Raw genomic sequence first — 24,474 nt, 5'->3', positions numbered from 1 at the left:
GACATAAAAAATGATGCCACAGCATCATTTTTGAATCAGTAGGATCTATTTTTATTTACTGGTCATGCCCCAACGCTCATCCAGTTTTAAGGTTTGACCTTCATAGCGTGGAATAATATGAATATGTAAATGTTCAGATGCTTCACCAAACACACTGCCATCATTGAAACCAATATGAAAGCCAGAAGGGTGGTGGCGCAACTGAAGCTCATTACGTGCAAGCTCAAGTAAAGACATTAAGCTTTTACGTTCTTTGTCGGTAACGTCGAAAAAAGAGCTGACATGGCGTAGAGGAACAATGACAGAGTGACCTTTAGATAATGCATTCGGCTCAGGAAAAATCACACCAAAGTCATTTTTATCAATGATGTCATATTCATCAAAGTTGCAATATGGGCAGTTGTTTTCAGTCATTATTCTATCCTCTTTAAAAATACAATTTTTAAAATATCCAGCTCACTGGATGGGTAAAGATGGCACAGCCATATTTACCTTCATTGCTATTCACCAAGTCGCTTGTTTAATAATTCGTACATGGCAGATAAGCCTTGTTGTTCTGCGGCTGCATTATAGCCAAGATCAACACCATTGGCTTTGGCACGTTCATCTGCAAGTGGGTTACTAAAGCCATGTTTGGCACCTTCAAAGATCATCACTTCATGCTCGACTTGAGCCGCCTGCATTTCTTCTTTAAAGCGTGCAACATCATCTAAACTGACCATGCTGTCGAGTTCTCCGTGGAGAACTAAAATTTCAGCTTTTACTTTTCCGGGCTGTGCTGGTGCTTTCGGAATCAATGTGCCGTGGAACGTGACCACCGCTTGTAAAGGTGCACCAGAGCGTGCCAGATCAAGCACAACTTTGCCACCATAGCAGAAGCCTACAGCAGCCAGTTTATCTGCATTTACTTCTTCTTGCGCTGCTAATGTCGCTAAACCTGCAGACGCACGAGTCACAATTGTTTCAGGATCTTCAAAGGTTTGCATCATCCATTCACTGGCTTGTGGTACTGCAGTGGTTACTTTTTTATCACCATACATATCAATAGCAAGCGCTGCATAGCCATGTTCAGCAAGCTCACGTGCACGCTGTTCAGTGTATTCATTTCGTCCCCACCATTCAGGCGCTACAATCACGCCCGCGACTGGTATTTCTGATTCAGGCGCTGCAAAGTATCCAATTAAATGAGTTCCATCTGCAGCAGTGTACTGAATTTCGCGAGTTTTGATTGTTAGAGCCATTGATTCAATCCTTATTATTCGTGAAGAAAGTGTATTGATTAAAATATAGAAATAAAACATCTTTGATGATTGTACAAGATAGCTTTATTTTGATTGCATACTATTATCAATAAATTGCAACATGCTATTAAATAAGATGATTTAAAAATATAAGGATTTAATAAATATAGGTTTTTATTGTTTTATGCTTGTTAAGCAGGGTGATATGCATGGCTTTAAAAAGAAGAAATGCTTTTATATTGAAAGCCAATATTGGGAAATAGATTGATTAAATCATGAAAAATAGCGAGGAGTGAATGAGCATGATTTTTTGCTCAAATTGACCTGCCCGCTACTTTTTAATATGGGTTAAATAAGGGTTATTTAGTCGATTTAGGTAAGACTTCAAGAAGTTCTACATCAAAAATTAAAGTGCTATTCGGTTCGATTACATCACCTGAGCCAATTTGACCATAGCCAAGTTGTGCTGGAATAAAGAAGCGATACTGAGCACCTTCTTTCATCAGTTGTAAGCCTTCAGTCCAACCTTGAATGACTTGGCTAACCTGAAATTCAGCCGGTTGATTCCGTGCAATTGAGCTGTCAAAAACTGTACCGTCTATTAAACGACCTTCATAATTGACTTTGACAACGGAATTGGCTTGAGGGGATTTCCCTGTGCCTTGTTTTAATATTTGATATTGCAAACCTGATTTAGTGGTTTGCACGCCTTGTTTTTTAGCATTGGCTTTTAAAAATTCTGCCCCGATTTTGGCATTGGCATCTGCTTTTTGTTTCAGCTCGATAAGCTGTTTTGCATCACTTAATTTTTTATGTTGGGTGAGGACGCGTGCCATTTCCTCATCGGTGAGGGCAGATTTACCGCCTTGAGCTGCGGTCTTTAAACCGAGCATGAAAGCATCTAAGTCCAAATCTTTTACAGATTCAGCATTGCTGCGCCCCATTAAGTAACCAAAGCTGTAGCCGACTTGTTCATTTAAGCTACTGGTATTGGTCACAGGTTTTGCAAAGCTAGCCGTGGTAAAAAGGCAGAAACAAAGCAATGTTATAGGTGTTTTCATTCTCTTATCCCAAGATAAATAAGGAGAGCAAAAGCTCTCCTTGAATTTTTTATTTTACTTTAATCAGTTCAACATCAAAAATCAGGGTACTGTTGGCAGGAATCATTCCTGGAACACCTTGTTCACCATAGCCCAATTTTGAAGGGATATAAAGAGTCGCTTTACCGCCTTCTTTCATCAATTGAAGACCTTCAGTCCAACCCGGAATGACTTGATTCAATGGAAATTCAATCGGTTCACCGCGTTCAATTGAGCTATCAAATACTTTACCGTCAACCAATTGGCCTTTGTAATGTACGGTCACCATAGAGTTGGCAGCAGGTTGTTTACCTGTACCTTCTTTGATGATTTTGTACTGTAAGCCTGAAGCCGTGGTTTTTACACCTGGTTTTTTCGCATTTTCAGTTAAAAAAGAATCGCTAGCTGTTTGTACTTGCTGTGCTTGCTGAACTTGCTTCTGTTGCATTTCCTTTTGGAATTGCTCATAAGCTTGTTGAAGTTCTTGTTCTGTATAAGCTGGTTTATTTCGAGCGTGACCTTCACGTACACCGGTAACAAAGCTATTGATATTTAATTCAGGTGGTGTTTGATGTGCAACTTCGTAGCCTAAAGCATAACTAATTTTCTCAACAGCAGAAGCATTCTTTGATGCTTTTGATGTTACAGAAGCTGGGTTTTGAGTTGCATAATAAACAGGTATAAGTGCAGCACCGCCTAAAAGAACAGCGACAGCGATGGGTAAGGCTTTACTCATAGGTTTTCCCAAATTCATTTTATATTCAAAAGTTGCATTAATTTTAGCAGACTTTTCTATCCAACACGTTTAGAGGAAGCCGTATTGTACAGAAATCCAATATATTCTTATCAAGCCAGTTATTCTATAACAGACTGAATATATAAAACATTTTTAATACAATTAAATATCAATTTTTTATCTACTTTAGAGAGTGAATTATAAATTTTTTGCTTTGATCCTGATTTGTTTATAAACCAAATTATTTTTAGATTAAGATCATCTTAAAAAGAAAAAGCCAGTGAAAATCACTGGCTTTCACAATAAATAATTTCAATTGAGATGAACCAAATCTGTTTTATCCTTGTCTTTCGAGGCTTTATAGCCATAGGCATAGTTATAACCATAACCATAACCGCGAGTACCACGTTGAATATTATTCAGAATAAAGCCATTCACTTTAACATTGGCCTGTTCAAAACGATTCAAGGTTAATTCCAGTTCTTTCATCTGTGATTTTGCATAACGCGCAATGACTAAATTAACGCCGGCATATTGTGAAATGATAATCCCATCGGTCACGGCCAGTACCGGGGGAGTATCAATAATAATATGGTCATAGTTGGGTGAAAGTTGTTCTAGCATGGCTGCAAATTTTGCCGAGCTTAAAAGTTCGGAAGGATTCACCGGACTCTTGCCACGCGTCATCACCTCTAGATTGTGAACTTCAGTGGGCTTAATAATATTTTCAAGACTTTGCTGGGTATTATTTAAATATTCAGCCAGACCCGGTTGGTTGTCATGGTTGAAATATCGATGCAAATAACCCCGGCGCATATCGCCATCAATGATCAGGACGCGTTTATTACTTTGCGCTAAAATCGTGGCCAGGTTGGTAGAAATAAAGGATTTGCCTACTTCGGGCGCAGGACCTGAAATCATAATGATATTGTTTTTCGCCTGACTCATGGCAAAGTGAATCGCGGTACGCATGCTGCGTAAGCTTTCAATCGCAATATCGTCCCCATTTTTAATCGCTAAAATAGGCACATGTTTTTTCTTTTTCAGCAGTTTAATACGGCTTTCTTGAATCGGTGAATGAGGAACCGTGGCATATACCGGTAAATCCAGCTCATTTTCAATCTGACTGGAATCCTTAATGCCCGAACGCATCATATTGCGCACTAGAGCTACCAAGGTACCCAAGAAACCACCCGCAAAAAGAGAAAGAGCTAATACTATGAGTTCTTTAGGTTTAATAGGTTCAATAGGAAGGACCGCAGTATCCACAACACGCACATTACCAATTTCACCTGCTTTGGCAATCCGCAGTTGCTGGTAAGAATTGAGCAATGCGGTATAGAGCTGGGTTTTAACCTCAACCTCACGGTACAACTGTAAATAGCGACGTTGTAAATCAGGCAGTTGTTTTAAGGTCTCATTCAACTCGCCAATTTTTTTATTAATCGCTCCCAGCTGGGCATTCATTTGCTGCATCGCGGGATGTTCGTTGGTATATTTGGCCGCCATTTCAGCCTGTTGCTGTTCCAATTGTGATTTTTGCGTCTCTAAGGTAATACTTTGGGTTAAATACAGTTCAGATTCTTTGGTTACATCCACGGTATTATATTGCTGACGGAATGTATTAAATTCACGTTCTGCAAGATCCAGCTGCTGTTTTAATTCAGGCAATTGTTCATCGAGAAATTTAAGCGTTTGGGCGGTTTCAGCAGAACGACGTTCAATATTTTGTTGGCTATACGCCACCAGAATGGAGTTCAGAACTTTGGTGATATGTTCCTTGTCCTGACCTTGATAATTCAGACCTAAAATACCGGTCAATTTGCCTTTTTCAGCCACTGAATAATTCTTTGTAATAGCAAGCATCGCCCCAGGCAAAGACATTTTTTGGATATTATAAGTGCCTTTAAGTGGGTCTGGGGTATAGATCGCCACTTTCCAGGTGCCATGGGCTGAAGCATACTGGCTTTCCTGATTGGTCGGGGCACTAAACAGGATTTGCTTGGTTTTTTTATCGGTTAAGGTAAATTTACTGGCATTAAAATCCAGCAGAAGATCCTTGTCCAGGTAATACGCTGGAACTTCAAATTTTCGAACCTCGAAAGACTTGGCATCATCCTGGAATATAACGGATTTGGCCTGATAGTTGGTTTGATAATCATGCGGGCTGAGTAACCGGTCAAAAAAACGGTTTTCTGTTCCGGAAATTTTTACATCCAGATTGAGGTTTTTAATCACCGAACCCAGCACTAACCGTGATTTCAGCAGTTCTATTTCAGCTTGAGCCGGCTGTTTCTGCTCAATCATGCTGGACAGATCACCCAATAACGCGGCAGAGGTGCCTTTGTTTTCTTCGACTTGTACCAATGCATCGACTGAATAAGTATCCGGTGTGGCTCTTAAATATAATAATGCACACAATAAACTTAAAATCACACACAGTGCGATGAGTTTCCATTGAGCAATGAGTGAAAAAAACAGCTCTTTTAAATCAATGGGATCTTCGGTTAAACTATTTTTTTCGTTCATAATTATTATTCAAAAAGTTAAATATGTTGTTTCCAATCAGCAATACAATTTTGTATGAGCTGACACGTCTCATCAAACACAGCCTGATCGTGTTTGTACGGGTCAGGTACATTCTTGCTTTGCCAATACCCCAGACGGAAAGTCTTGCCTTTAGCAAAAGGCCAGATTTGTTCTAAATGCTTTTGCTGATTTTGGCTCATCACCAAAATCAAGTCCGCTTTTTTAATAAGCTCGGTATTCAACTTTTGGGCAATATGCGGCTGCATATCGATGCCTAAATGCTGCATACATAATTGTGCTTTTTTATCTGCAGCATGGCCGATCAAACCGGAAATACCAGCGGACTCAATATGAAGCTGCGGATACTGCTGTTTTAAAAAGTATTCCGCCATCGGGCTGCGGCAGATATTGCCCACGCACACCACAAGAATATTGCGAATATTCATGTTAATTGCCCAAATAATAGGCAGTATTAACAAGGCTGGAAAAAGGAACGATTTGATTAATCACACGTTGCCAACGAGCCAAGCCTGAAGCATCGACATAGACAATATCATTGCTGCGCATTTTGAATTTATTGGCTAAACCAAAATCAGCAATGCTGGTTAAATCCAAGTGATAAATTTCTGTCATCGGGTTGCTTGGACTGCTGCGGACCACATAGATTTTACTGCGGCTGGCAGAGAGCGGATTCAAGCCTAAACTTTCACCCAAAACATCACTTAAGCTCATGCCTTGATCACGAAGTGGAACAGGTTGATTTTGCCCGGATTCCCCCATGACATAAATTTTTTGATTTTCTTTAGAGTTTACATAAATGGTGTCATTGGGTTGAATCAACAGGTTATGTAAAGAGTAGCCTGATTTTTCCAATTCAATGCTATTTAATGTAAAGGTTTGACCCTGGCGTACCAGCGTGATCGAAGTATTGTCACCCAATTGTGTGTTTACACCTCCGGCTAAGCCTAATGCAGTATAGAGACTTACAGGCTGGTCACTTAAGTAAAACTGTCCACCACGCATAACATTGCCTTGCACAGAAAAGCGCTGACCTTGATAGGACAGTACGCGTGCAATCACATCGGGTGTTTTTAAATAACGGGAAAGCTGGCTACGTAATTCCTGATTGACCTGGGTTAATGATTTTCCGGCAGCCTTATAACGACCAATCATAGGAAACTGGATATAGCCATTCTGGTCAATTTGATAACCATTGGCTTGAGCTGATTGCTCACTACTCACTGAACTTGTAGAAGGAGTTATATCTGGATAAGCCCAAAGATAAATAGAAAGAATATCGCCAGGACTTAAATAGTAGTGGCGAGGCTGAACATTAAATAAATGCGCAAAGTTTTGCTGATTATATTGGACTAGTTGAATTGCAGTAAGTGTTTCCTGAGATAAGCGGACGACATTGACTTGAGTGCCTAAATCTGTTTGATAAACGCCTTGTAAAGGTAAATCATAGGTTTGCAGACCAGAAGTAATTGCGCAGCCGGTCATTCCCAATGTCATTGCTGCAATTAAACTATAATGATATAAGTTCACTCTATATAAAATCCCATTTATAAAAATTATTATGTGGTTGTAATTTGTTTATTTTGCTAATTTAAATTTGTATTTTTTATAGCTTTATTTTCTTGAATATATCAAAATTACGATTAAATTATAAGCTTTTTAATTTAAAAAATATGGGGCAAATTGTAAGAAATTTTCTCAGAATTATGTGGATATATGGTTTTTATCTTATTTTATTGATTTTTAATAATAAATTTTATTTTATATTTAGTGAAGCTTGTAGGGTAAGATTTATCTAATCACATCGAATACGAAAGCGATTATTTGTGTGCATTTGATGGACTGGATGTGTGAGATGGATCCAATCATGCAATTGGCTGAGAAAAAAGCTTATTCGTGAGTGAAGATTGTGCCCAAGTGCTTGGCGCGATGTATAAAGGCAAATCTGCCGGTTCAATTGGTCATATCGGTGCATGGTCATTCTGCCAAGATCACGACCACTGACGGTGAAAGCGGTATGGTCACCACCAATGACGAAACGCTTTGGAAAAAATGTGGTTCTATAAAGATCATGATAAAATTTTGACAGCGTGTATCACAAACAGCATCCGTCAGGATTCCGTTAGCTGCATGATTCATTTGGCAGCAACTGGCGCATGATGGAAATGCAAGCTGTGATTGGTCGTCTTCAGTTGAAAAAGATACCGGAATGGACTGGGAAACATAATGCCAGCATGGCATTGATTCAAGCGGCTTTTGAAAAACAGTCCTTATTTTAATGTAGCAAAACCACCATCAGATTATTTGCATGCAGCCTATAAATATTATGTACAGGTGAATATTAATGCCTTCCTAAAAGGCTGGTCTCGTGACCGTATCGTGGCAGAAATCAATGCGCTAAGGGTATCGTATTTTAATAGGTCATGTTAGAAGTGTATTTGGAAAAAGCCTTTGACGGGACACTGTGGCATCCTGAGTAGAGCCTTACCAATGCACAGCAGTTGGGTGGAACAAGTTTAATATTTTTGGTGCATCTAACTGTGTTTGAAAAAAATCTGCAAAAAAAAACGGTTGATACCATTCAAAAGTGATCAGCTAAATTTAAAATTATGGGGACGTATACTCTACGCCATAATGTATTTATTTCTTCCTTCGAGCCCTTTGTGAAAGACATTATTGGATATTTAGCATCTTTGCCGCGTCGTCAAAAACAGATCGTGTTAATGGCGATGGATATCTGTGTTTTTCCATTCATGATGTGGTTAGCCTATGCTATTCGTCTGGCGCGCCCGAATGTTGAAGTGATGCAAGGACTGGATTTTTGGTATTCTTATGTTGGGATTTTGGGTATTCTGATTTTTGCCTTGCTCGGCATTTATAGTGCGATTGTCCGTTCATTTAATGAAGATTATTTGCTGCAGATCTCCATCGGTACATTTATTCAAATTGTAGCTCTATATACCATTAAAAAATTAGGTTGGGCTTTTATTCCAATGAGTATTCCACTCATGTACGGCTTTATGCTGTTTTCATGGATGTGGTGGAGTCGGGCAGTCATTCGTTATGCCACACTGAAAACCTTTGCAAAAAAACAAAATCGTAAACGCGTCGCGATTTATGGTGCGGGTCTTGCAGGTCAACAAATTGCCGCAGCTTTAAATCGCTCAGATGATTATTTACCAGTGTGTTTTATTGATGATAAATCCTCACTCCAAGGTCAGTCTTTAAGTGGTTTAAAAATTTATTCACCAAAGCGAGCTTCAAATAAATTAGGTAAATTTGCGATTGAAGAAATTTTATTGGCGATGCCCTCGGTAGGTCGAGCACGAAAAAAAGAAATCATAGAATCCTTTGAGCTGGCTGATGTCAAAATCATGGAATTACCGGGTGTGACCCAATTGATTGATGGTCAGGTACAAGTTTCAGATATCCATGAGGTTGATATTATTGACTTGCTTGGTCGTGATCCTGTACCGCCAAAGCCAGAGCTGCTCGAGAAAAATATTAAAGATAAGGTAGTGATGGTCACAGGGGCGGGGGGATCAATTGGCTCCGAACTTTGCCGTCAAATCGTGAAACATCAGCCGAAACTTTTAGTGTTGTTTGAGATGTCGGAGTTTGCACTGTATTCCATTGATCGTGAATTACAGAGCTCGGGTATTCAAGTGATTCCAATATTAGGTTCTGTCACCAATCAAGCCAAACTTGAAATAATTATTGATCAATATCAAGTACAAACTGTTTATCATGCGGCCGCGTATAAGCATGTGCCTTTGGTAGAGGCAAATCCTTTTGAAGGTATTTACAATACCTCTATTGGTACTGCACGCAGTGTTGATGCAGCGGTGAATCAAGGTGTAGAAACCTTTGTCTTAATTTCCACAGATAAGGCTGTGCGTCCAACGAATGTGATGGGTGCCTCTAAAAGGATGGCGGAATTATATTGCCAAGGTTTAGCTGCAACTAGCCCTAAAACACAGATCAGCATTGTACGTTTTGGTAATGTCTTAGGTTCTTCTGGTTCTGTTGTGCCGTTGTTTAAAAAGCAGATTGCGCAAGGTGGACCCGTTACTGTTACTCATCCTGAAGTGACGCGTTACTTTATGACCATTCCTGAAGCTGCGCAGCTCGTGATTCAAGCAGGTGCTATGGGTACAGGCGGTGATGTGTTTTTATTGGATATGGGTGAGCCAGTTAAGATTGTAGACTTGGCTAAACAAATGATTCGTCTTAGTGGCTTTAGACCAATGGATGAAAATGGTACTGGAGATATTGCAATTCAGTTTACCGGCTTGAGACCCGGCGAAAAGCTGTATGAAGAACTGCTGATTGATCATGAAGAGGTTCAAACCACAGGCCACGAGCGGATTTTAAAGTCTTTTGAAAAACATGCTTCACTAGATATGCTCCAGCCGATTTTTAGACAACTTGATAATATTAAAGAGGATCAAAAAAATCTTGAATGGTTGCTGAATCAATTAGAATATTTTGTAGATGGATATAATTGTCGAAAAAGTGTACACATTCATTAGATTTTCACATACAATCTTTATAAGTATTAAAAATTAAAAAAATTGATTAAAAAAATTCAAGTTAAGTATAAAAAAATTGCATTATTGATTGTTTTTTATTCAATACAAGAAAAATAAGGTTGAATTTATGAAAATAATAATTACTGGAGGCGCAGGTTTTATAGGATCTGCAGTAATCCGTCATATCATTCAGACTACAAACCATGAAGTATTAAATGTAGACAAGTTAACGTATGCGGGTAATCTTGAATCACTTAGTTTGGTAGATCAAAACCCTAGATATCATTTTAGCCAAACGGATATTTGTGACCGTGTTGAATTAGATAAATTATTTGAAATTTTTCAGCCTGATGCAGTGATGCACCTGGCAGCAGAGTCTCACGTGGATCGTTCAATTTCAGGTCCTTATACATTCATTAAAACCAATATCATTGGAACCTATACTTTACTTGAAGTAGCGAGAAAGTATTGGTTACAGTTGGATGAAAAGCGTCAGGCTGAGTTTAAGTTTCATCACATTTCAACAGATGAAGTTTATGGTGATTTGGGAGGAACAACAGATCTGTTTACTGAAACAACATCTTATGCCCCAAGCTCTCCTTATTCTGCAAGTAAAGCAAGCTCAGATCATTTAGTGCGAGCATGGCATAGAACTTATGGCTTACCGACTATAGTGACCAATTGTTCAAATAATTATGGTTCTTATCATTTTCCTGAAAAGCTCATTCCTTTAGTTATTCTAAATGCTTTAGAGGGTAAATCTTTGCCTATTTATGGTAAAGGAGATCAAATTCGTGATTGGCTGTTTGTTGAAGACCATGCTCGAGCTTTATATAAAGTCGTGACTGAAGGTATTGTAGGACAAACTTACAATATTGGTGGTCACAATGAAAAGCAAAATATAGAAGTGGTTAAAACCATTTGTAAAATATTGAACGAGTTAAAGCCACAGTCAAATGGTCAGCAATATGAATCACTAATTACATTTGTTAAAGACCGTCCTGGGCATGATTTGCGTTATGCGATTGATGCTACAAAAATTGGTAATGAACTGGGGTGGAAACCAAAAGAAACGTTTGAGACAGGTATTCGTAAAACTGTTGAATGGTATTTGAATAATTTAGATTGGTGCCGTCGAGTTCAAGATGGTAGTTACCAACGTGAAAAATTGGGTAGAAGTGCATAATGAATACAAAGGGTATTATTTTAGCAGGCGGTTCGGGTACACGTTTATATCCAATTACTAAGGGTGTATCTAAACAATTATTACCAATCTATGATAAACCAATGGTTTATTACCCTTTGTCAGTATTGATGCTTGCTGGTATTCGAGAAGTTCTCATTATTAGTACACCAGAAGATATTGACGACTTTAAACGGTTATTAGGGGATGGTTCTCAATTAGGCATTGAATTAACTTATGCGGTTCAACCTAGTCCAGATGGTTTGGCTCAGGCCTTTATTCTTGGAGAAGAGTTTATTGGCGACAGTAATGTTTGCTTAGTCTTAGGTGATAATATTTTCTATGGTCAAGGTTTTACACCGATGTTACGTCAAGCTGTTTCTCGCCAAAAAGGTGCAACAGTATTTGGTTATCAAGTCAAAGATCCGGAACGTTTTGGGGTGGTTGAATTTGATAGTGAAAAACGCGCAGTTTCCATCGAAGAAAAACCGAAACATCCAAAATCGAACTATGCTGTAACGGGTTTGTATTTTTATGATAATGATGTGATTCAAATTGCTAAACAGGTCAAACCATCCGATCGTGGTGAACTAGAAATTACAACAGTAAATCAAATGTACTTAGAGCGCGGCGACTTAAATGTAGAGTTACTTGGTCGTGGTTTTGCTTGGTTAGATACAGGAACACATGCAAGTTTGTTAGAAGCTGCACAATTTGTAGAGACCCTTGAAAAGCGCCAAGGTTATAAAGTTGCATGTTTAGAAGAGATTGCTTTGAATAATGGATGGCTATCTAAAGAAAAAGTTTTAGAAATTGGTCAAAACATGAGTAAAAATGATTATGGGCAATATTTGATTTCATTGATAGGTGAAGATTTATGAGTCTCGTAGAATGGATTCAACTTCCTAACTTGGGAGATCATAGAGGGGCTTTAGTCGTTGCTGAGGCTGATAAACATATCCCTTTCGAGATTAAAAGACTCTATTATATTTTTGGTATTCAACCTGATCTTCCACGCGGCTTTCATGCTCATAAAGAACTTCAGCAAGTTGCTTTTTGTATTCAAGGCAATTGTAAGATGTTGATGGATAACGGTATAAAAAAGGAAGAAGTTTTGTTGAACCAATCTAACAAGGGGTTAAAAATTCCCCCAATGGTTTGGCATGAAATGCATGACTTTTCACAGGACTGTATTTTACTTGTGCTCGCAAATGAGCATTACGATGAATTTGACTATATTCGTAATTATGAAGACTTTAAGATGAGGGGGACAAAATGACAATTCATCATACAGCTATTATATCTCCAAAAGCTAAAATTGGTGCAAATGTTGAAATAGGGCCGAACACTATTATTTATGACAATGTAGAGATTGGTGATAATACGATTATTGGAGCATTTTGTGAGATGGGTGTTGCAAATTGTCTCTCGAAAGGGGTGCCTTTGATTATTGGTAAAAATTCGAATATACGCTCCCATAGTATTTTTTACGAAGGTTCAACTTTTGAAGAAGGGTTGATGACTGGTCATCGAGTGACCGTGCGAGAGTTGGTAAAAGCAGGAAAAAATTTACAAATTGGTACTTTGTCGGATTTACAAGGACACTGTGAAATTGGGGATTATGTGAGATTTCATAGCAATGTTCATATTGGGCAACATAGTAAAATCGGTAATTTTGTTTGGATTTTTCCTTATGTTGTTTTAACGAATGACCCCCATCCACCAAGTAATACTATGTTGGGTGTTACAGTTGAAGATTATGCATTAATTGCAACTATGAGTGTAATTTTACCAGGAGCGGTAATTGCTGAAGGTTGCTTGATTGGAGCACATAGTTCAGTGAAAGGGAAAACTGAAAAGCATAGTATATATGTGGGTAGTCCAGCTAAAAGCGTAGGTCCTACATCTAGGATTAAATTAGAGGATGGATCTGATGCATATCCTTGGACAAAGCATTTTAAAAGAGGTTATCCAGAGGATGTGATTAAGAACTGGTAATTTGAATAATTAAGGGAAAATAACTTACAAAGTATTTATACATCTGAACTCTGATGTTCAACTTAATAAAAAAAGTGCAAGTATTGGTGCAAATACCACCATATTGTCTGATATTACAATTGATAAAAAAGCTTTAATCGGAGCTGGTGTTTTAGTTACCAAAGATTGCCCAGACTTTGCAATTGTTGTCAGCATCTAGCAGGCGTTAAACCAGATAGAAACTTTATAAAAAGTAAGTGAAAAATCTATTAAATAAAACTAACGTAATTTTTAAAATTTATCGATGCTGAAATTTCTATTCACTATAAGGTCGAAAAAACAAAGATTTTGAATTAAAAAATAACTGTTTAGATCGTATAAATGTCAGTTTAACCCCATAAAATCAATTATTAAAGGGTATATTGAAAAATGATCCCATTTTTAGATTTACAAAGTATTAATAAACAGTATAGAGCTGAATTGATCGAAGCATGTACACGAGTGATTGACTCGGGCTGGTATATTGGTGGAAAAGAGCTGGAACAATTTGAGCATAAATTTGCAAACTATTGTGGAACACAATTTGCGATTGGTGTTGCAAATGGTTTGGATGCATTAATTCTGACACTTAACGCTTGGAAAGAATTAGGAAAGTTAAAGGATGGTGATGAAGTTATCGTTCCATCGAATACTTATATTGCAAGTATTTTAGCGATTACGGCAAATAACTTAACTCCAGTTTTAGTTGAACCAGATAATCAAACTTACAATATTGATCCTATAAAAATTGAAGAAGCAATAACTTCTAAAACTAAAGTAATTTTACCCGTTCATTTATATGGTCAATTGGCTCAAATGCCAGAAATTATGGAGATTGCAGATAAGTATAATTTACTTGTTTTAGAAGATTCAGCACAATCACATGGTGCTGAAATAGATGGAAAAAAAGCAGGAAATTGGGGCGATGCTTCAGGTTTCAGTTTTTATCCTGGTAAGAATTTAGGGGCTTTAGGCGATGCCGGTGCTGTAACAACGAATGATCAAGAACTTGCACAAATGTTATATGCATTGCGCAATTACGGCTCTCATGAAAAGTATAAAAATTTAGTGCCTGGCATGAACAGCCGGCTAGATGACATTCAGGCAGCGATGCTGGATATTAAGTTAAATTTTTTGGATAGAGAAGTGAATCATCGCCGTGAGATTGCCAATTTATATTTAACACAAATTAAAAATCCTGAAATTATATTGCCTCTGTCCAATGTAGATGCAACTCAATATCATCAGCATGTTTGGCATTTGTTTGTAATTCGTTCAAAAAATCGTATAGCGTTGCAAAAATATTTAGCAGATCATGGTGTACAAACCTTAATCCATTACCCGCTTCCTCCGCACAAGCAGCAAGCTTATAAAGAATGGAATAATTTAAGTTATCCAATCTCTGAACAAATTCATGAAGAGGTGATTAGCTTACCTATTAGCCCAACTTTAAGTTTGAAAGAGGCTGAAAAAGTGATTCAGCTTTGTAATGGTTTTAAAGTCTGAAATGACTTTATTCAAGACCAGTATATTAAACGGGATTGCTGTATTAATTAAAACAGCAACCATGTTTATATTGAATAAAATATTAGCTGTATATGTTGGTCCTTCAGGTTATGCAGCGATAGGTCAATTTCAAAACTTTATTCAAATGATCACGACTTTTGCTGGAAGTGCAGTGAATACAGCAGTGGTTAAGTACACTGCTGAATATCATGAAGATGAAACAAGGCAAAGGGCAGTCTGGAAAACAGCAGGCAGTTTTGTCTCAATCTTTAGTTTTATTTTTACTTTTCTGGTATTAATTTTTCACCAAAAATTATCATTGTTGATATTTAAAACAGAAGCTTATGGTTCTGTTTTAATATGGTTTTCAGTATTTCTGATTTTTTTTAATTTAAACGCACTTTTACTGGCGATCTTAAATGGTAAAAAAGAAATAATAAAGCTGGTTGTGGCAAATATTTCTGGCAGTTTATTTTCTTTGGTGATCACTGGGGTGCTTGCAGTAATGTTTGGATTGTATGGTGCACTGGTTGCACTGTCTATTTATCAATCACTGAATTTTATTGTGACTTTATATTTAAGCTATAGGTCGGAATGGTTTGATTTTTCATATTTTTTTGGGAAAATTGATCGTAATATTGCAAAAAAAATTATTGCTTTTGCTGCAATGGCATTAATTAGTGCCATTTGTGTACCATTATCTCAAATGGTGATTCGCGGTTATCTCATCCATGAATACAGTGCTGCGTATGCAGGTTATTGGGAAGCGATGATACGTTTAAGTACTGGGTATCTCATGTTGGCCACTACAACATTAGGTGTTTATTACTTGCCAAGGTTATCAGAGCTGACAAATGTGCAAGATATTAAAAAAGAAATTTATTTGGGTTATAAACTAATATTTCCTTTGGCTGTATTTGGTGGAATCATTATATATGCAATAAAAGATTGGATTATTCAATTGCTTTTTAGTGCTGCATTTTTACCTATGCGCGAGCTGTTTCTATGGCAGATGATGGGTGACTCACTTAAAATTGGTAGTTGGATTTTAGCTTATCTGATGTTGGGTAAGGCTATGACAAAGTTGTTTATAGTTACGGAAATAACCTTTACCTGCAGTTCTATTGTTTTAACTTATTTATGTACCCAATATTTTGGTTTTAAAGGTGTTTCTATTGCACATTTAGTAAATTATGCGCTGTATTGGGGAAGTCTAAGTTATTTTATATTTGCAAAGATGGGTGAAAAAAAATTATGAAAATATTGTTGATTGGTGAATATTCTGGTGTACATACTAATTTAGCAAAAGCATTGAAAAATAAAAAAATAGAACTTACTACAGTAAGTGATGGTGATGCATATAAAAAATTTCCTGCAGATATATTTATAAAGTATGATAGAAAAGAGCTAAAAAATAGGCATTTAAATTATATATTTAAATTTTATTATTTGATATTGATTTACACAGGTTTATTAGGTGTTTTTCAAATTTTAAAATATGTGGAAAAGATAAAATCATTAAAAAATTATGATGTTGTACAAGTAATAAATCCTATTGCATTGTCTGGTTTTGGTTCAATAGTGAATCTATTTTTTATGAAATTTATTATAAAAAATAATAAAAAAGTTTTTTTATGTTGTTTAGGGGATGATTATGTGTGGGTTAAGGGTAGTATAAAAAACAAAAAATTTAAGTCTATGTTTCACTTGATGAGTTTGAAAAATTTTGAACAATATGTACCATCCTTCAAATATACTCATGGGTTTTTATATAAAAAATTAAATTTTCTTTTAATAAATGAAAGTAAGAATTTAATACCTGGTTTATATGATTATTATCACCATTATAAAAAGTTTGAAAAGTGTACTGAAATACATCCAGTCCCAATTGAAGTTGATAATAATATATTAGCATTAAATTTTACAAAATATCCTATTAATATTTTTCATGGTTGGCAACCAAACAAAGAGTATAGAAAAGGAAACTTTATTTTTGATGAAGCTGTAAGGAAGCTGTTAAAAAAATATCCAGATAAAGTTATTTACAATGTAGTAGGTGGGCTACCTTATGAAGAATATATTAAGACTTTTAATGATGCTCATATTTTCTTAGATCAATGTATGAGTATGGATCAAGGTGTTAATGCTTTAGTTGCGATGTCTAAAGGTAAAGTTGTTTTCTCTGGATTATGTGACCAATTAAAAGATTATTATAATTTAAGTGAAAATGAACTTCCAGTAGTTAATTCTATACCAGATGTAGAGTATTTATATAAAAAGCTCGAAGATTTTGTTCTTAATCCTAATAAATTAGAAAGTTATTCATTTAATGCAATAGAGTTTATAAAAAATAAACACAATATGGAGAAAGTAGCGGACATGTATTTAAATGTTTGGTCGAAATAATTTTTGAGGAATTATAATGGCTATTTATTGGGTTCTTTGGCTGTTTATAGTGTTTTTTTCATTTATTGGTACTTCTAAATATTACGAATTAAAAATATTATTTTTTTTATTTAATTTTGTCTTATTTTTATTTATTGGTTTTAGGTTTGAAGTTGGGGGGGATTGGTTCAATTATATAGAAATGTACGAGCTTTTTAAGAGTAGTTATAGCTATGAGTCAATTTTTTTGACTGATATATCATATGGATTAATAAACTATATAAGTGTTTTTTTAGGTTTTGATGATACTATTTTTGTAAATTCGATATGTGCGCTAATTATTATTTTATGTATACTTTTTTCATCACTTGATTTTAAGAATCGATGGGTATTACTTTTGGTGTTGTTTCCATATTTTATTATCGTTGTAAGTATGGGGTATACGAGACAAGCCGTAGCTGTAGCAATATCTTTTTTATTTTTTAAAAGTATAATAGATAAAAAGATAATAAAATCTTTGATTTTATTTTTATTTGCTATTTCTTTTCATAAAAGTGCAATGTTTTTATCTCTATTTTTTCCTTTGCTTTTTTTATATAAATATAGTGGGTTTAGGTTTTTTGTTTATTTTTACTACTTTTTTATATTTATTATTTTAAATTTTTTAATATATTATTTTATTGACTATGGTAATCAATATTTATCGGTTGATGGTGAAATGCAATCCAGTGGTTTTTATTTTAGGATGTTATTTTACTTCATACCTGCTATTTTGTATTGGTTTTATATTAGAAATAAATTTGATAATTATATGAGAATGATATTTGATTTATTTTTATTTTTATTTTTATTTTTATTAATATTGGGGTGGGTGTTTTCTACTCTTGCTGACAGGTTTAGCTTGTATCTTATGTTTTTTAATTTTTATGTAATTGGTAAAACACTGAATTATGGTAAGGCAGATATTCGATATTCTTTAATAATTTTTGTTTCTATATTTTATAGTTTATATATGTATGTGTGGTTTAGTTTTGGAACATGGTCTTCATCTTGGATACCATACTCTAATTATCTTATAAATTTTATATCTGAAAGTGTATTTTAATAGGGTAGAATTAATAATGAAAAGTATTGTTATAATTGGTACAACCTCATCAAACCTGTATCTATTTAGGAAAGACTTTATAGTGTCATGTTTAAATAAGGGGATGATAGTACATACTTTTGTATCTGAACCGCATGATTATTGGGATGATAAAATTGAAAAAACTGGTGCAATTTTGATTAAGTATCAAATGAATCGAGGAGGTTTGAATCCATTTTCGGATCTTTTTTCATTATTTCAATTGAAATCAAGTGTTAATAAAATAAAGCCAGATATTGTTTTTTCATTTTTTACAAAGCCTGTAGTTTATGGTTCATTGGCTGCTAAACTAGCAAAGACTCCAAAAATTATTGGTATGATTGAAGGTTTAGGATCTCCTTTTACTGAACATAAAAATGGTTATAATTTTAAAATGAAATTGGTAAGATTTTTCCAAGTTTCACTTTATAGAATTGTCTTTCCATTTTTAGATAAAATTATTTTCTTAAATAAAGATGATCCTATTGACTTAATTAATAATAATAAAATTTATCATAAACCAAATGCCGTAGAAGTTTTAGGTCCAATAGGTTTAAATTTGGACGATTATCCGTACAAGCTTTGGGATGAATCACAAGAAGTTTCTTTTATTTTTGTTGCGAGATTACTTGTTGAGAAAGGTATTTACGAATATTTAGAGGCAGCTCAAATAGTAAAAGAAAAATATCCGAATATTATATTTAAAGTTGTTGGTGGAATTGATTCACAAAACCCATCTGGACTTACTAAGCAAGAATTAGATAAAATTATTGCTACTGGTATTATTCATTATATTGGTTTTAGTAATAATGTAGCTGAAGAAATTAGAAATAGCACAGTTTTTGTTCTCCCTTCATATAGAGAGGGTGTGCCAAGGAGTACACAAGAAGCAATGGCCATAGGACGCCCCATTATTACTACTGATGTACCTGGTTGTCGCGATACAGTGTTGGATGGAGTTAATGGTTTTCTGGTTCCCAAATGGGATGTAAAAGCACTTGTTGATAGAATGTGCTTTTTTATCGGAAATCCTGAACAAATTAACATTATGGGTAAAGAAAGTTATAAAATTGCTTGTGCGCAGTTTGATGTTGATAAAGTGAATAAAAAATTATCTAAAATTATGGGCATCAATGATTAAAAAGAAAGTTATAAAGTTGCTTGTGCACAGTTTGATGTTGATAAAGTGAATAAAAATAAATAAAAATTATAGGTGTAAATTATTGATATGAAACGTTTAATTGATATAATTATTGCGCTAACGGCATTGCTGATCTTATCGCCTGTATTTATTCTAGTTGCATTTAAAGTACGGAAAAACTTAGGTTCGCCAATTTTCTTTTACCAAGAACGTCCTGGTAAAAACGGTACACTTTTTAAAATGATTAAGTTCCGTTCTATGAGGGATGCAGTAGATAAAGATGGCAATCCTTTACCTGATAAATTTCGTATCACATCATTTGGACAAAAGTTGCGTTCTACGAGCTTAGATGAAATGCCTCAGCTTATTAATGTTTTAAAAGGGGATATGAGCGTTGTTGGACCTCGTCCTCAAATGAAAGAATTTCTAGAACATTATACAGCTGAACAAATGCGACGACACGAAGTAAAACCTGGTATGACAGGGCTTGCTCAGGTGAGTGGACGCAATAATTTATCTTGGGAAGAAAAATTTGAATTAGACGTGCAATATGTTGAACAGCATACAGTTTGGCTTGATTTTAAAATTATGTTTAAAACCGCTAAAGTAATGTTAACTCAAGAGGGAATTAATGCTCCTGATCAGGAAGTTGGCGCTGCACGGTTTTCAAGTAAAAGTATTACGGACACCAAGTTATTTAAAAAATAGGTAAATATATTTTCTTTTAATTTTCAAATATTTAAATAGAAATCTCAAAAAATCGATTCTCCCTGTTGCTGGATTAGGCACACGTTTTTTACCCGCAAGTAAGTCGATTCCTAAAGAAATGGTCACGGTGGTTGATCGTCCGGCTATTGAATATGTGGTGAAGGAAGCTGTTGCAGCTGGTATAGAACAAATCATTTTGGTGCCCCATTCTTCAAAAGCATCGATTGAAAACTATTTCGACCGTAACTTTGAGCTGGAAACGACATTAGAAAATAAAAAGAAACTTGATCTGCTTAAAGAAATTACTGAAATTTTACCACCGTATGTCAGTGTGATTAGTGTTCGTCAGCCACAACCTCTTGGTTTAGGTCATGCAGTGCTCTGTGCCAAAGCAGTGATTGGTGAAGATGACTTTGCTGTATTGCTTCCAGATGTGTTGGTGAAAGATTCTGATACTCCAAATGACTTAAGCCTGATGATTCAGCGTTTTAATGACACTCAAGCATCGCAAATTATGGTGGAAGCGGTTCCTGATCGTCTGGTGGATCAATATGGAATTGTTGACGTTAAGCATTCACCGAATGAAGGTGAAAGTATCGTGATGCAGGGTATTGTTGAAAAGCCTGCAATAGGTACAGCACCATCCAATCTTTCAGTGGTTGGTCGCTATGTTTTGCCTGCAAAAATTATGAAATTACTTGAAAATACACCAAAAGGTGCTGGTAATGAAATTCAACTGACCGATGCTATTGCCCTGCTTCAGGAAACAGAAACTGTTGAAGCCTATCGTATGAAAGGTCAAACCTTCGATTGCGGTAGCAAATTAGGTTATTTAAAAGCAGTATTGCATAATGGTGTAGATCATCCAAAATTGGGTGAAGATTTTAAAGCCTTAATTAAAGAACTCGAATTATAAAATTAGGGGCTTCTATGAAAGTTACAGTATTTGGACAAACCCTTTATGCAGGTGTAATGGCAGCTTTATTGGCAGAGTGTGGACATCAGGTTTATTGGTGTGATGTATTAAAAAAGTATCATTGAGGAAATTGCCAACCAGTTGTTACCGATTTTAAATGGTGATGTGTAAGACATTTATGGTTTAGATGTCTCTACTCAAGGATTAATTTAAATATTACTGGGGAAAACACATGGCTAAAATTTTAGTGACTGGGGGGCTATATTGGTCGCATACCTGTGTGGAACTGTTAAATTCGGGACATGAGGTTGCTGTTTTGGATAATCTTTGCAATAGTTCAGAACAATCCCTGAACCGTGTGCAGGCGCTGACAGAAAAAACTCCAGCTTTTGGTGAAGGCGATATTCGTGATGCACAAGTTTTCGATCAAGCTTTTTAGCAATATGCAATTGATGCAGTAATTCACTACCAAGCAAAATGAATTATCTTTCGTTTTATAGAACAATACTACAATAAGAAAAGGCTTCAAACTGATTTGGACTGTATGAGTCCAAATCAGTTTGAAGCCTTATAGCCTAGCTTATTCTCTTAACTATATATCCAGAAAAGTTGACTGGCTCCAAAAAGTCGCTTAATCAACCGTTCAACTTTCTTGGGGGCAGATCAAAATAACTCGCTCTTAGAATAAACAAATTCAATTGCAAATCTGTTTTAATCATTATCTTTTGAAGCTTTATAGCCATAGGCATAGTTATAACCATAACCATAACCATAACCATAACTGCCAGTACCGCGTTGAATATCATTCAGAATAAAGCCATTCACTTTAACATTGACCTGTTCAAAACGATTCAAGGTTAATTCCAGTTCTTTCATCTGTGATTTTGCATAACGCGCAATCACCAAATTCACACCCGCATATTGTGAAATGATAATCCCGTCGGTCACGGCCAGTACCGGGGGAGTATCAATAATAATATGGTCATAGTTGGGTGAAAGCTGTTCTAGCATGGCTGCAAATTTTGCCGAGCTTAAAAGTTCGGAAGGGTTCACCGGAATCTTGCCACGCGTCATCACCTCTAGATTGTGAACTTCAGTGGGCTTAATAATATTTTCAAGACTTTGCTGGGTATTATTTAAATATTCAGCCAGACCCGGTTGGTTGTCATGGTTGAAATATCGATGCAAATAACCCCGACGCATATCGCCATCAATGATCAGGACGCGTTTATTACTTTGCGCTAAAATCGTGGCCAGGTTGGTAGAAATAAAGGATTTGCCCACTTCGGGTGCAGGACCTGAAATCATAATGATATTGTTTTTCGCCTGACTCATGGCAAAGTGAATGGCGGTACGCATGCTGCGTAAGCTTTCAATCGCAATATCGTCCCCATTTTTAATCGCTAAAATAGGAATATGTTTTTTCTTTTTCAGCAGTTTAATGCGGCTTTCTTGAATTGGTGAACGAGGTACTGTTGCATATACCGGTAAATCCAGCTCATTTTCAATCTGACTGGAATCCTTAATGCCCGAACGCATCATATTGCGCACTAGAGCCAGTAAGGTTCCGAGGAAACCACCAAGGAAGATGGATAAAATCAGAATCTGTAATTTCTTCGGTGCAATTGGTTTAATTGGCTCAACCGCAGTATCGACAACACGCACATTACCAATTTCCCCTGCTTTGGCAATCCGCAGTTGCTGGTAAGAATTGAGCAATGCGGTATAGAGCTGGGTTTTAACCTCAACCTCACGGTACAGTTGTAAATAGCGACGCTGTAAATCAGGCAACTGTTTTAGCGTGTCATTCAACTCACCTATTTTTTTATTAATCGCTCCCAGCTGAGCATTCATTTGCTGCATCACGGGATGTTCATTGGTATATTTGGCAGATGCTTCAGCGACTTGTTGTTCTAGCTGTGATTTTTGCGTCTCTAGGGTAATACTTTGGGTTAAATACAGTTCAGATTCTTTGGTCACGTCAACGGTATTATATTGTTGACGGAATTTGTTAAATTCACGCTCTGCCACATCCAGTTGTTGTTTTAATTCAGGCAATTGCTCATCTAAAAATTTAAGCGTTTGAGCTGTTTCAGCAGAACGGCGTTCGACATTTTGTTGGCTATATGCAACTAAAATAGAATTTAAAACTTTCGTGATATGTTCTTTGTCCTGACCTTGATAATTCAGCCCTAAGATACCGGTCAGTTTGCCTTTTTCAGCCACTGAATAATTCTTTGTAATTGAACCCATGGCTGCAGGCAAAGACATTTTTTGAATAGTATAGCTGTCTTTGAGCGGGTCTTGCGTATAGATCGCCACTTTCCAGATGCCATGGACTGAAGTATGCTGGCTTTCCTGGTTGGTTGGTGCAGTAAAAACGACTTGCTGGGTCTTTGCATCGGTCAGGGTGAATTTATTGGCATCAAAATTCAGCAGCAGATTCTTGTCTAGATAATAGGCTGGAACTTCAAATTTTCGCACCTCAAAAGACTTGGCGTCATCCTGGAATAAAACAGCGTTTGCCTGATATTGAGTTTTATAGGCATGCGGGCTCAGTAAACGGTCAAAAAAGCTGTTTTCTGTACCTGAAATGTTTAAATCCAGGTTGAGGTTTTTAATGACCGAACCCAGCACCAAACGTGATTTCAGCAGTTCGATTTCAGCTTGAGCTGGCTGTTTTTGCTCAATCATGCTGGACAGGTCACCCAGCAACGCGGCAGACGTGCCTTTGCTTTCTTCGACTTGTACCAGTGCATCGACCGAATAAGTGTCAGGTGTGGCTCTTAAATACAATAACGCACAGACCAGACTTAAAATCACACACAGTGCGATGAGTTTCCATTGCGCAATGAGTGAAAAAAACAGCTCTTTTAAATCAATTGTATCTTCGGTATTGGGGGTTTGGCTCATAATTTTGCTATCAAAAAGTTAAATATGTTTTGTCCAGCCGCTAATACAATCTTGTATGAGCTGACAGGTTTCATCAAAGACCAATTGTTCGTGCTGGTAGGGGTCAGGTACATTTCTACCTTGCCAATGCCCTAATCGGAAGGTCTTGCCTTTAGCAAAAGGCCAGGTTTGTTCCAAATGCTTTTGCTGATTCTGGCTCATGACCAAGATTAAATCGGCTTTTTTAATCATGTCACTATTTAGCTTCTTGGCAATATGCGGTTGCATATCGATGCCTAAACGCTGCATGCATAATTGTGCTTTTGGGTCTGCGGCATGGCCGGTTAAACCGGAAATACCTGCCGACTCAATATGAAGCTGCGGATACTGCTGTTTTAACAGATATTCGGCCATTGGACTACGACAGATATTGCCCACACAAACCACAAGAATATTTTGAATATTCATG

At 36.3% G+C, this 24,474-nt stretch carries 22 protein-coding genes and 3 pseudogenes; 16 read left to right on the top strand and 9 right to left on the bottom strand.

Annotated elements, in window-relative coordinates; all coding sequences use genetic code 11:
• Positions 1 to 51: 51 nt before the first annotated feature.
• The 7 genes from HLH14_RS11860 to HLH14_RS11830 form a co-directional block, all read right to left on the bottom strand.
• Entirely contained in the window at positions 52 to 414 is a 363-nt protein-coding gene (locus HLH14_RS11860; protein WP_067725715.1) for an HIT family protein, read from the bottom strand.
• Between the two features lie 86 nt (positions 415 to 500).
• The gene (locus HLH14_RS11855; protein WP_067725717.1) at positions 501 to 1,241 is read right to left on the bottom strand and encodes a dienelactone hydrolase family protein; all 741 of its coding nucleotides are present in this window, start codon (positions 1,239 to 1,241) and stop codon (positions 501 to 503) included.
• Positions 1,242 to 1,600: 359 nt separating this feature from the next.
• A complete protein-coding gene (locus tag HLH14_RS11850) occupies positions 1,601 to 2,302 on the bottom strand; it encodes an FKBP-type peptidyl-prolyl cis-trans isomerase (RefSeq protein ID WP_067725719.1) in 702 nt (233 codons plus the stop codon).
• 49 nt (positions 2,303 to 2,351) lie between these two features.
• Positions 2,352 to 3,056 (bottom strand): FKBP-type peptidyl-prolyl cis-trans isomerase, encoded by a 705-nt coding sequence (locus tag HLH14_RS11845; protein ID WP_171533136.1) that lies wholly within the window; start codon positions 3,054 to 3,056, stop codon positions 2,352 to 2,354.
• Between the two features lie 312 nt (positions 3,057 to 3,368).
• Complete coding sequence (locus HLH14_RS11840) at positions 3,369 to 5,585, bottom strand: polysaccharide biosynthesis tyrosine autokinase (protein WP_171533135.1); 2,217 nt, start codon at positions 5,583 to 5,585, stop codon at positions 3,369 to 3,371.
• Positions 5,586 to 5,602: 17 nt separating this feature from the next.
• Positions 5,603 to 6,031 carry a low molecular weight protein-tyrosine-phosphatase gene (locus HLH14_RS11835; protein WP_067725723.1) on the bottom strand — a complete coding sequence of 143 codons (429 nt, stop codon included), beginning with the start codon at positions 6,029 to 6,031 and terminating at the stop codon, positions 5,603 to 5,605.
• Position 6,032: 1 nt separating this feature from the next.
• Complete coding sequence (locus HLH14_RS11830) at positions 6,033 to 7,100, bottom strand: polysaccharide biosynthesis/export family protein (RefSeq protein WP_213033038.1); 1,068 nt, start codon at positions 7,098 to 7,100, stop codon at positions 6,033 to 6,035.
• Between the two features lie 298 nt (positions 7,101 to 7,398).
• Between HLH14_RS11830 and HLH14_RS11825 the strand changes: the two are divergent.
• The 16 genes and pseudogenes from HLH14_RS11825 to HLH14_RS16265 form a co-directional block, all read left to right on the top strand.
• A pseudogene (locus HLH14_RS11825) lies at positions 7,399 to 8,194 on the top strand (DegT/DnrJ/EryC1/StrS family aminotransferase); the annotation flags it as partial.
• 72 nt (positions 8,195 to 8,266) lie between these two features.
• Positions 8,267 to 10,135, top strand: a complete 1,869-nt coding sequence (locus HLH14_RS11820; protein ID WP_067725725.1) for a polysaccharide biosynthesis protein — start codon at positions 8,267 to 8,269, stop codon at positions 10,133 to 10,135.
• A 127-nt stretch (positions 10,136 to 10,262) separates the two neighbouring features.
• The gene (rfbB, locus tag HLH14_RS11815) at positions 10,263 to 11,321 is read left to right on the top strand and encodes a dTDP-glucose 4,6-dehydratase (RefSeq protein ID WP_171533134.1); all 1,059 of its coding nucleotides are present in this window, start codon (positions 10,263 to 10,265) and stop codon (positions 11,319 to 11,321) included.
• A complete protein-coding gene (gene rfbA, locus HLH14_RS11810) occupies positions 11,321 to 12,199 on the top strand; it encodes a glucose-1-phosphate thymidylyltransferase RfbA (protein WP_171533133.1) in 879 nt (292 codons plus the stop codon). The genes rfbB and rfbA overlap by 1 nt, the downstream gene beginning before the upstream one ends.
• Entirely contained in the window at positions 12,196 to 12,597 is a 402-nt protein-coding gene (locus HLH14_RS11805) for a sugar 3,4-ketoisomerase (RefSeq protein ID WP_171533132.1), read from the top strand. Before rfbA ends, HLH14_RS11805 begins: the two co-directional genes overlap by 4 nt.
• Positions 12,594 to 13,316 (top strand): N-acetyltransferase, encoded by a 723-nt coding sequence (locus tag HLH14_RS11800; protein ID WP_067725732.1) that lies wholly within the window; start codon positions 12,594 to 12,596, stop codon positions 13,314 to 13,316. The genes HLH14_RS11805 and HLH14_RS11800 overlap by 4 nt, the downstream gene beginning before the upstream one ends.
• Before the next feature lie 408 nt (positions 13,317 to 13,724).
• On the top strand, positions 13,725 to 14,840 hold the full coding sequence (locus HLH14_RS11795; protein ID WP_067725734.1) for a DegT/DnrJ/EryC1/StrS family aminotransferase: 1,116 nt from the start codon (positions 13,725 to 13,727) through the stop codon (positions 14,838 to 14,840).
• Between the two features lies 1 nt (position 14,841).
• Positions 14,842 to 16,098, top strand: coding sequence for an O-antigen translocase (locus HLH14_RS11790; RefSeq protein WP_067725952.1), 1,257 nt, complete (start codon positions 14,842 to 14,844; stop codon positions 16,096 to 16,098).
• Positions 16,095 to 17,246, top strand: coding sequence for a glycosyltransferase (locus HLH14_RS11785; RefSeq protein WP_171533131.1), 1,152 nt, complete (start codon positions 16,095 to 16,097; stop codon positions 17,244 to 17,246). Before HLH14_RS11790 ends, HLH14_RS11785 begins: the two co-directional genes overlap by 4 nt.
• Before the next feature lie 16 nt (positions 17,247 to 17,262).
• Positions 17,263 to 18,330 carry an EpsG family protein gene (locus tag HLH14_RS11780; RefSeq protein ID WP_171533130.1) on the top strand — a complete coding sequence of 356 codons (1,068 nt, stop codon included), beginning with the start codon at positions 17,263 to 17,265 and terminating at the stop codon, positions 18,328 to 18,330.
• Between the two features lie 16 nt (positions 18,331 to 18,346).
• Positions 18,347 to 19,489, top strand: coding sequence for a glycosyltransferase family 4 protein (locus HLH14_RS11775; RefSeq protein WP_171533129.1), 1,143 nt, complete (start codon positions 18,347 to 18,349; stop codon positions 19,487 to 19,489).
• An 87-nt stretch (positions 19,490 to 19,576) separates the two neighbouring features.
• The gene (locus HLH14_RS11770) at positions 19,577 to 20,197 is read left to right on the top strand and encodes a sugar transferase (protein WP_171533128.1); all 621 of its coding nucleotides are present in this window, start codon (positions 19,577 to 19,579) and stop codon (positions 20,195 to 20,197) included.
• A 19-nt stretch (positions 20,198 to 20,216) separates the two neighbouring features.
• Complete coding sequence (gene galU, locus HLH14_RS11765) at positions 20,217 to 21,113, top strand: UTP--glucose-1-phosphate uridylyltransferase GalU (RefSeq protein WP_171533146.1); 897 nt, start codon at positions 20,217 to 20,219, stop codon at positions 21,111 to 21,113.
• Between the two features lie 14 nt (positions 21,114 to 21,127).
• Positions 21,128 to 21,214 (top strand): annotated as a pseudogene (locus HLH14_RS15995) (hypothetical protein); the annotation flags it as partial.
• A 131-nt stretch (positions 21,215 to 21,345) separates the two neighbouring features.
• A pseudogene (locus HLH14_RS11760) lies at positions 21,346 to 21,549 on the top strand (NAD-dependent epimerase/dehydratase family protein); the annotation flags it as partial.
• Positions 21,550 to 21,594: 45 nt separating this feature from the next.
• Positions 21,595 to 21,687, top strand: coding sequence for an IS3 family transposase (locus HLH14_RS16265; RefSeq protein WP_378321247.1), 93 nt, complete (start codon positions 21,595 to 21,597; stop codon positions 21,685 to 21,687).
• A gap of 137 nt (positions 21,688 to 21,824) precedes the next feature.
• Here the strand turns inward: HLH14_RS16265 and HLH14_RS11755 are convergent, their stop codons facing one another.
• Together HLH14_RS11755 and HLH14_RS11750 are read right to left on the bottom strand one after the other, a co-directional pair.
• Entirely contained in the window at positions 21,825 to 24,026 is a 2,202-nt protein-coding gene (locus HLH14_RS11755) for a polysaccharide biosynthesis tyrosine autokinase (protein WP_171533126.1), read from the bottom strand.
• A gap of 18 nt (positions 24,027 to 24,044) precedes the next feature.
• Positions 24,045 to 24,473, bottom strand: coding sequence for a low molecular weight protein-tyrosine-phosphatase (locus tag HLH14_RS11750; RefSeq protein ID WP_171533125.1), 429 nt, complete (start codon positions 24,471 to 24,473; stop codon positions 24,045 to 24,047).
• Between the last annotated feature and the right edge of the window lies 1 nt (position 24,474).

It is taken from the genome of Acinetobacter terrae (assembly GCF_013004375.1).
Classification (GTDB): domain Bacteria; phylum Pseudomonadota; class Gammaproteobacteria; order Pseudomonadales; family Moraxellaceae; genus Acinetobacter; species Acinetobacter terrae.
This window is presented reverse-complemented; position numbering and strand designations above follow the sequence as displayed.

Excerpts from the sequence above, each read along its gene's own strand:
- HLH14_RS11860 (WP_067725715.1), bottom strand. The coding sequence starts at position 414 with ATGACTGAAAACAACTGCCCATATTGCAACTTTGATGAATATGACATC.
- HLH14_RS11855 (WP_067725717.1), bottom strand. The coding sequence starts at position 1,241 with ATGGCTCTAACAATCAAAACTCGCGAAATTCAGTACACTGCTGCAGAT.
- HLH14_RS11850 (WP_067725719.1), bottom strand. The coding sequence starts at position 2,302 with ATGAAAACACCTATAACATTGCTTTGTTTCTGCCTTTTTACCACGGCT.
- HLH14_RS11845 (WP_171533136.1), bottom strand. The coding sequence starts at position 3,056 with ATGAGTAAAGCCTTACCCATCGCTGTCGCTGTTCTTTTAGGCGGTGCT.
- HLH14_RS11840 (WP_171533135.1), bottom strand. The coding sequence starts at position 5,585 with ATGAACGAAAAAAATAGTTTAACCGAAGATCCCATTGATTTAAAAGAG.
- HLH14_RS11835 (WP_067725723.1), bottom strand. The coding sequence starts at position 6,031 with ATGAATATTCGCAATATTCTTGTGGTGTGCGTGGGCAATATCTGCCGC.
- HLH14_RS11830 (WP_213033038.1), bottom strand. The coding sequence starts at position 7,100 with ATGACATTGGGAATGACCGGCTGCGCAATTACTTCTGGTCTGCAAACC.
- rfbB (WP_171533134.1), top strand. The coding sequence starts at position 10,263 with ATGAAAATAATAATTACTGGAGGCGCAGGTTTTATAGGATCTGCAGTA.
- rfbA (WP_171533133.1), top strand. The coding sequence starts at position 11,321 with ATGAATACAAAGGGTATTATTTTAGCAGGCGGTTCGGGTACACGTTTA.
- HLH14_RS11805 (WP_171533132.1), top strand. The coding sequence starts at position 12,196 with ATGAGTCTCGTAGAATGGATTCAACTTCCTAACTTGGGAGATCATAGA.
- HLH14_RS11800 (WP_067725732.1), top strand. The coding sequence starts at position 12,594 with ATGACAATTCATCATACAGCTATTATATCTCCAAAAGCTAAAATTGGT.
- HLH14_RS11795 (WP_067725734.1), top strand. The coding sequence starts at position 13,725 with ATGATCCCATTTTTAGATTTACAAAGTATTAATAAACAGTATAGAGCT.
- HLH14_RS11790 (WP_067725952.1), top strand. The coding sequence starts at position 14,842 with ATGACTTTATTCAAGACCAGTATATTAAACGGGATTGCTGTATTAATT.
- HLH14_RS11785 (WP_171533131.1), top strand. The coding sequence starts at position 16,095 with ATGAAAATATTGTTGATTGGTGAATATTCTGGTGTACATACTAATTTA.
- HLH14_RS11780 (WP_171533130.1), top strand. The coding sequence starts at position 17,263 with ATGGCTATTTATTGGGTTCTTTGGCTGTTTATAGTGTTTTTTTCATTT.
- HLH14_RS11775 (WP_171533129.1), top strand. The coding sequence starts at position 18,347 with ATGAAAAGTATTGTTATAATTGGTACAACCTCATCAAACCTGTATCTA.
- HLH14_RS11770 (WP_171533128.1), top strand. The coding sequence starts at position 19,577 with ATGAAACGTTTAATTGATATAATTATTGCGCTAACGGCATTGCTGATC.
- HLH14_RS11755 (WP_171533126.1), bottom strand. The coding sequence starts at position 24,026 with ATGAGCCAAACCCCCAATACCGAAGATACAATTGATTTAAAAGAGCTG.
- HLH14_RS11750 (WP_171533125.1), bottom strand. The coding sequence starts at position 24,473 with ATGAATATTCAAAATATTCTTGTGGTTTGTGTGGGCAATATCTGTCGT.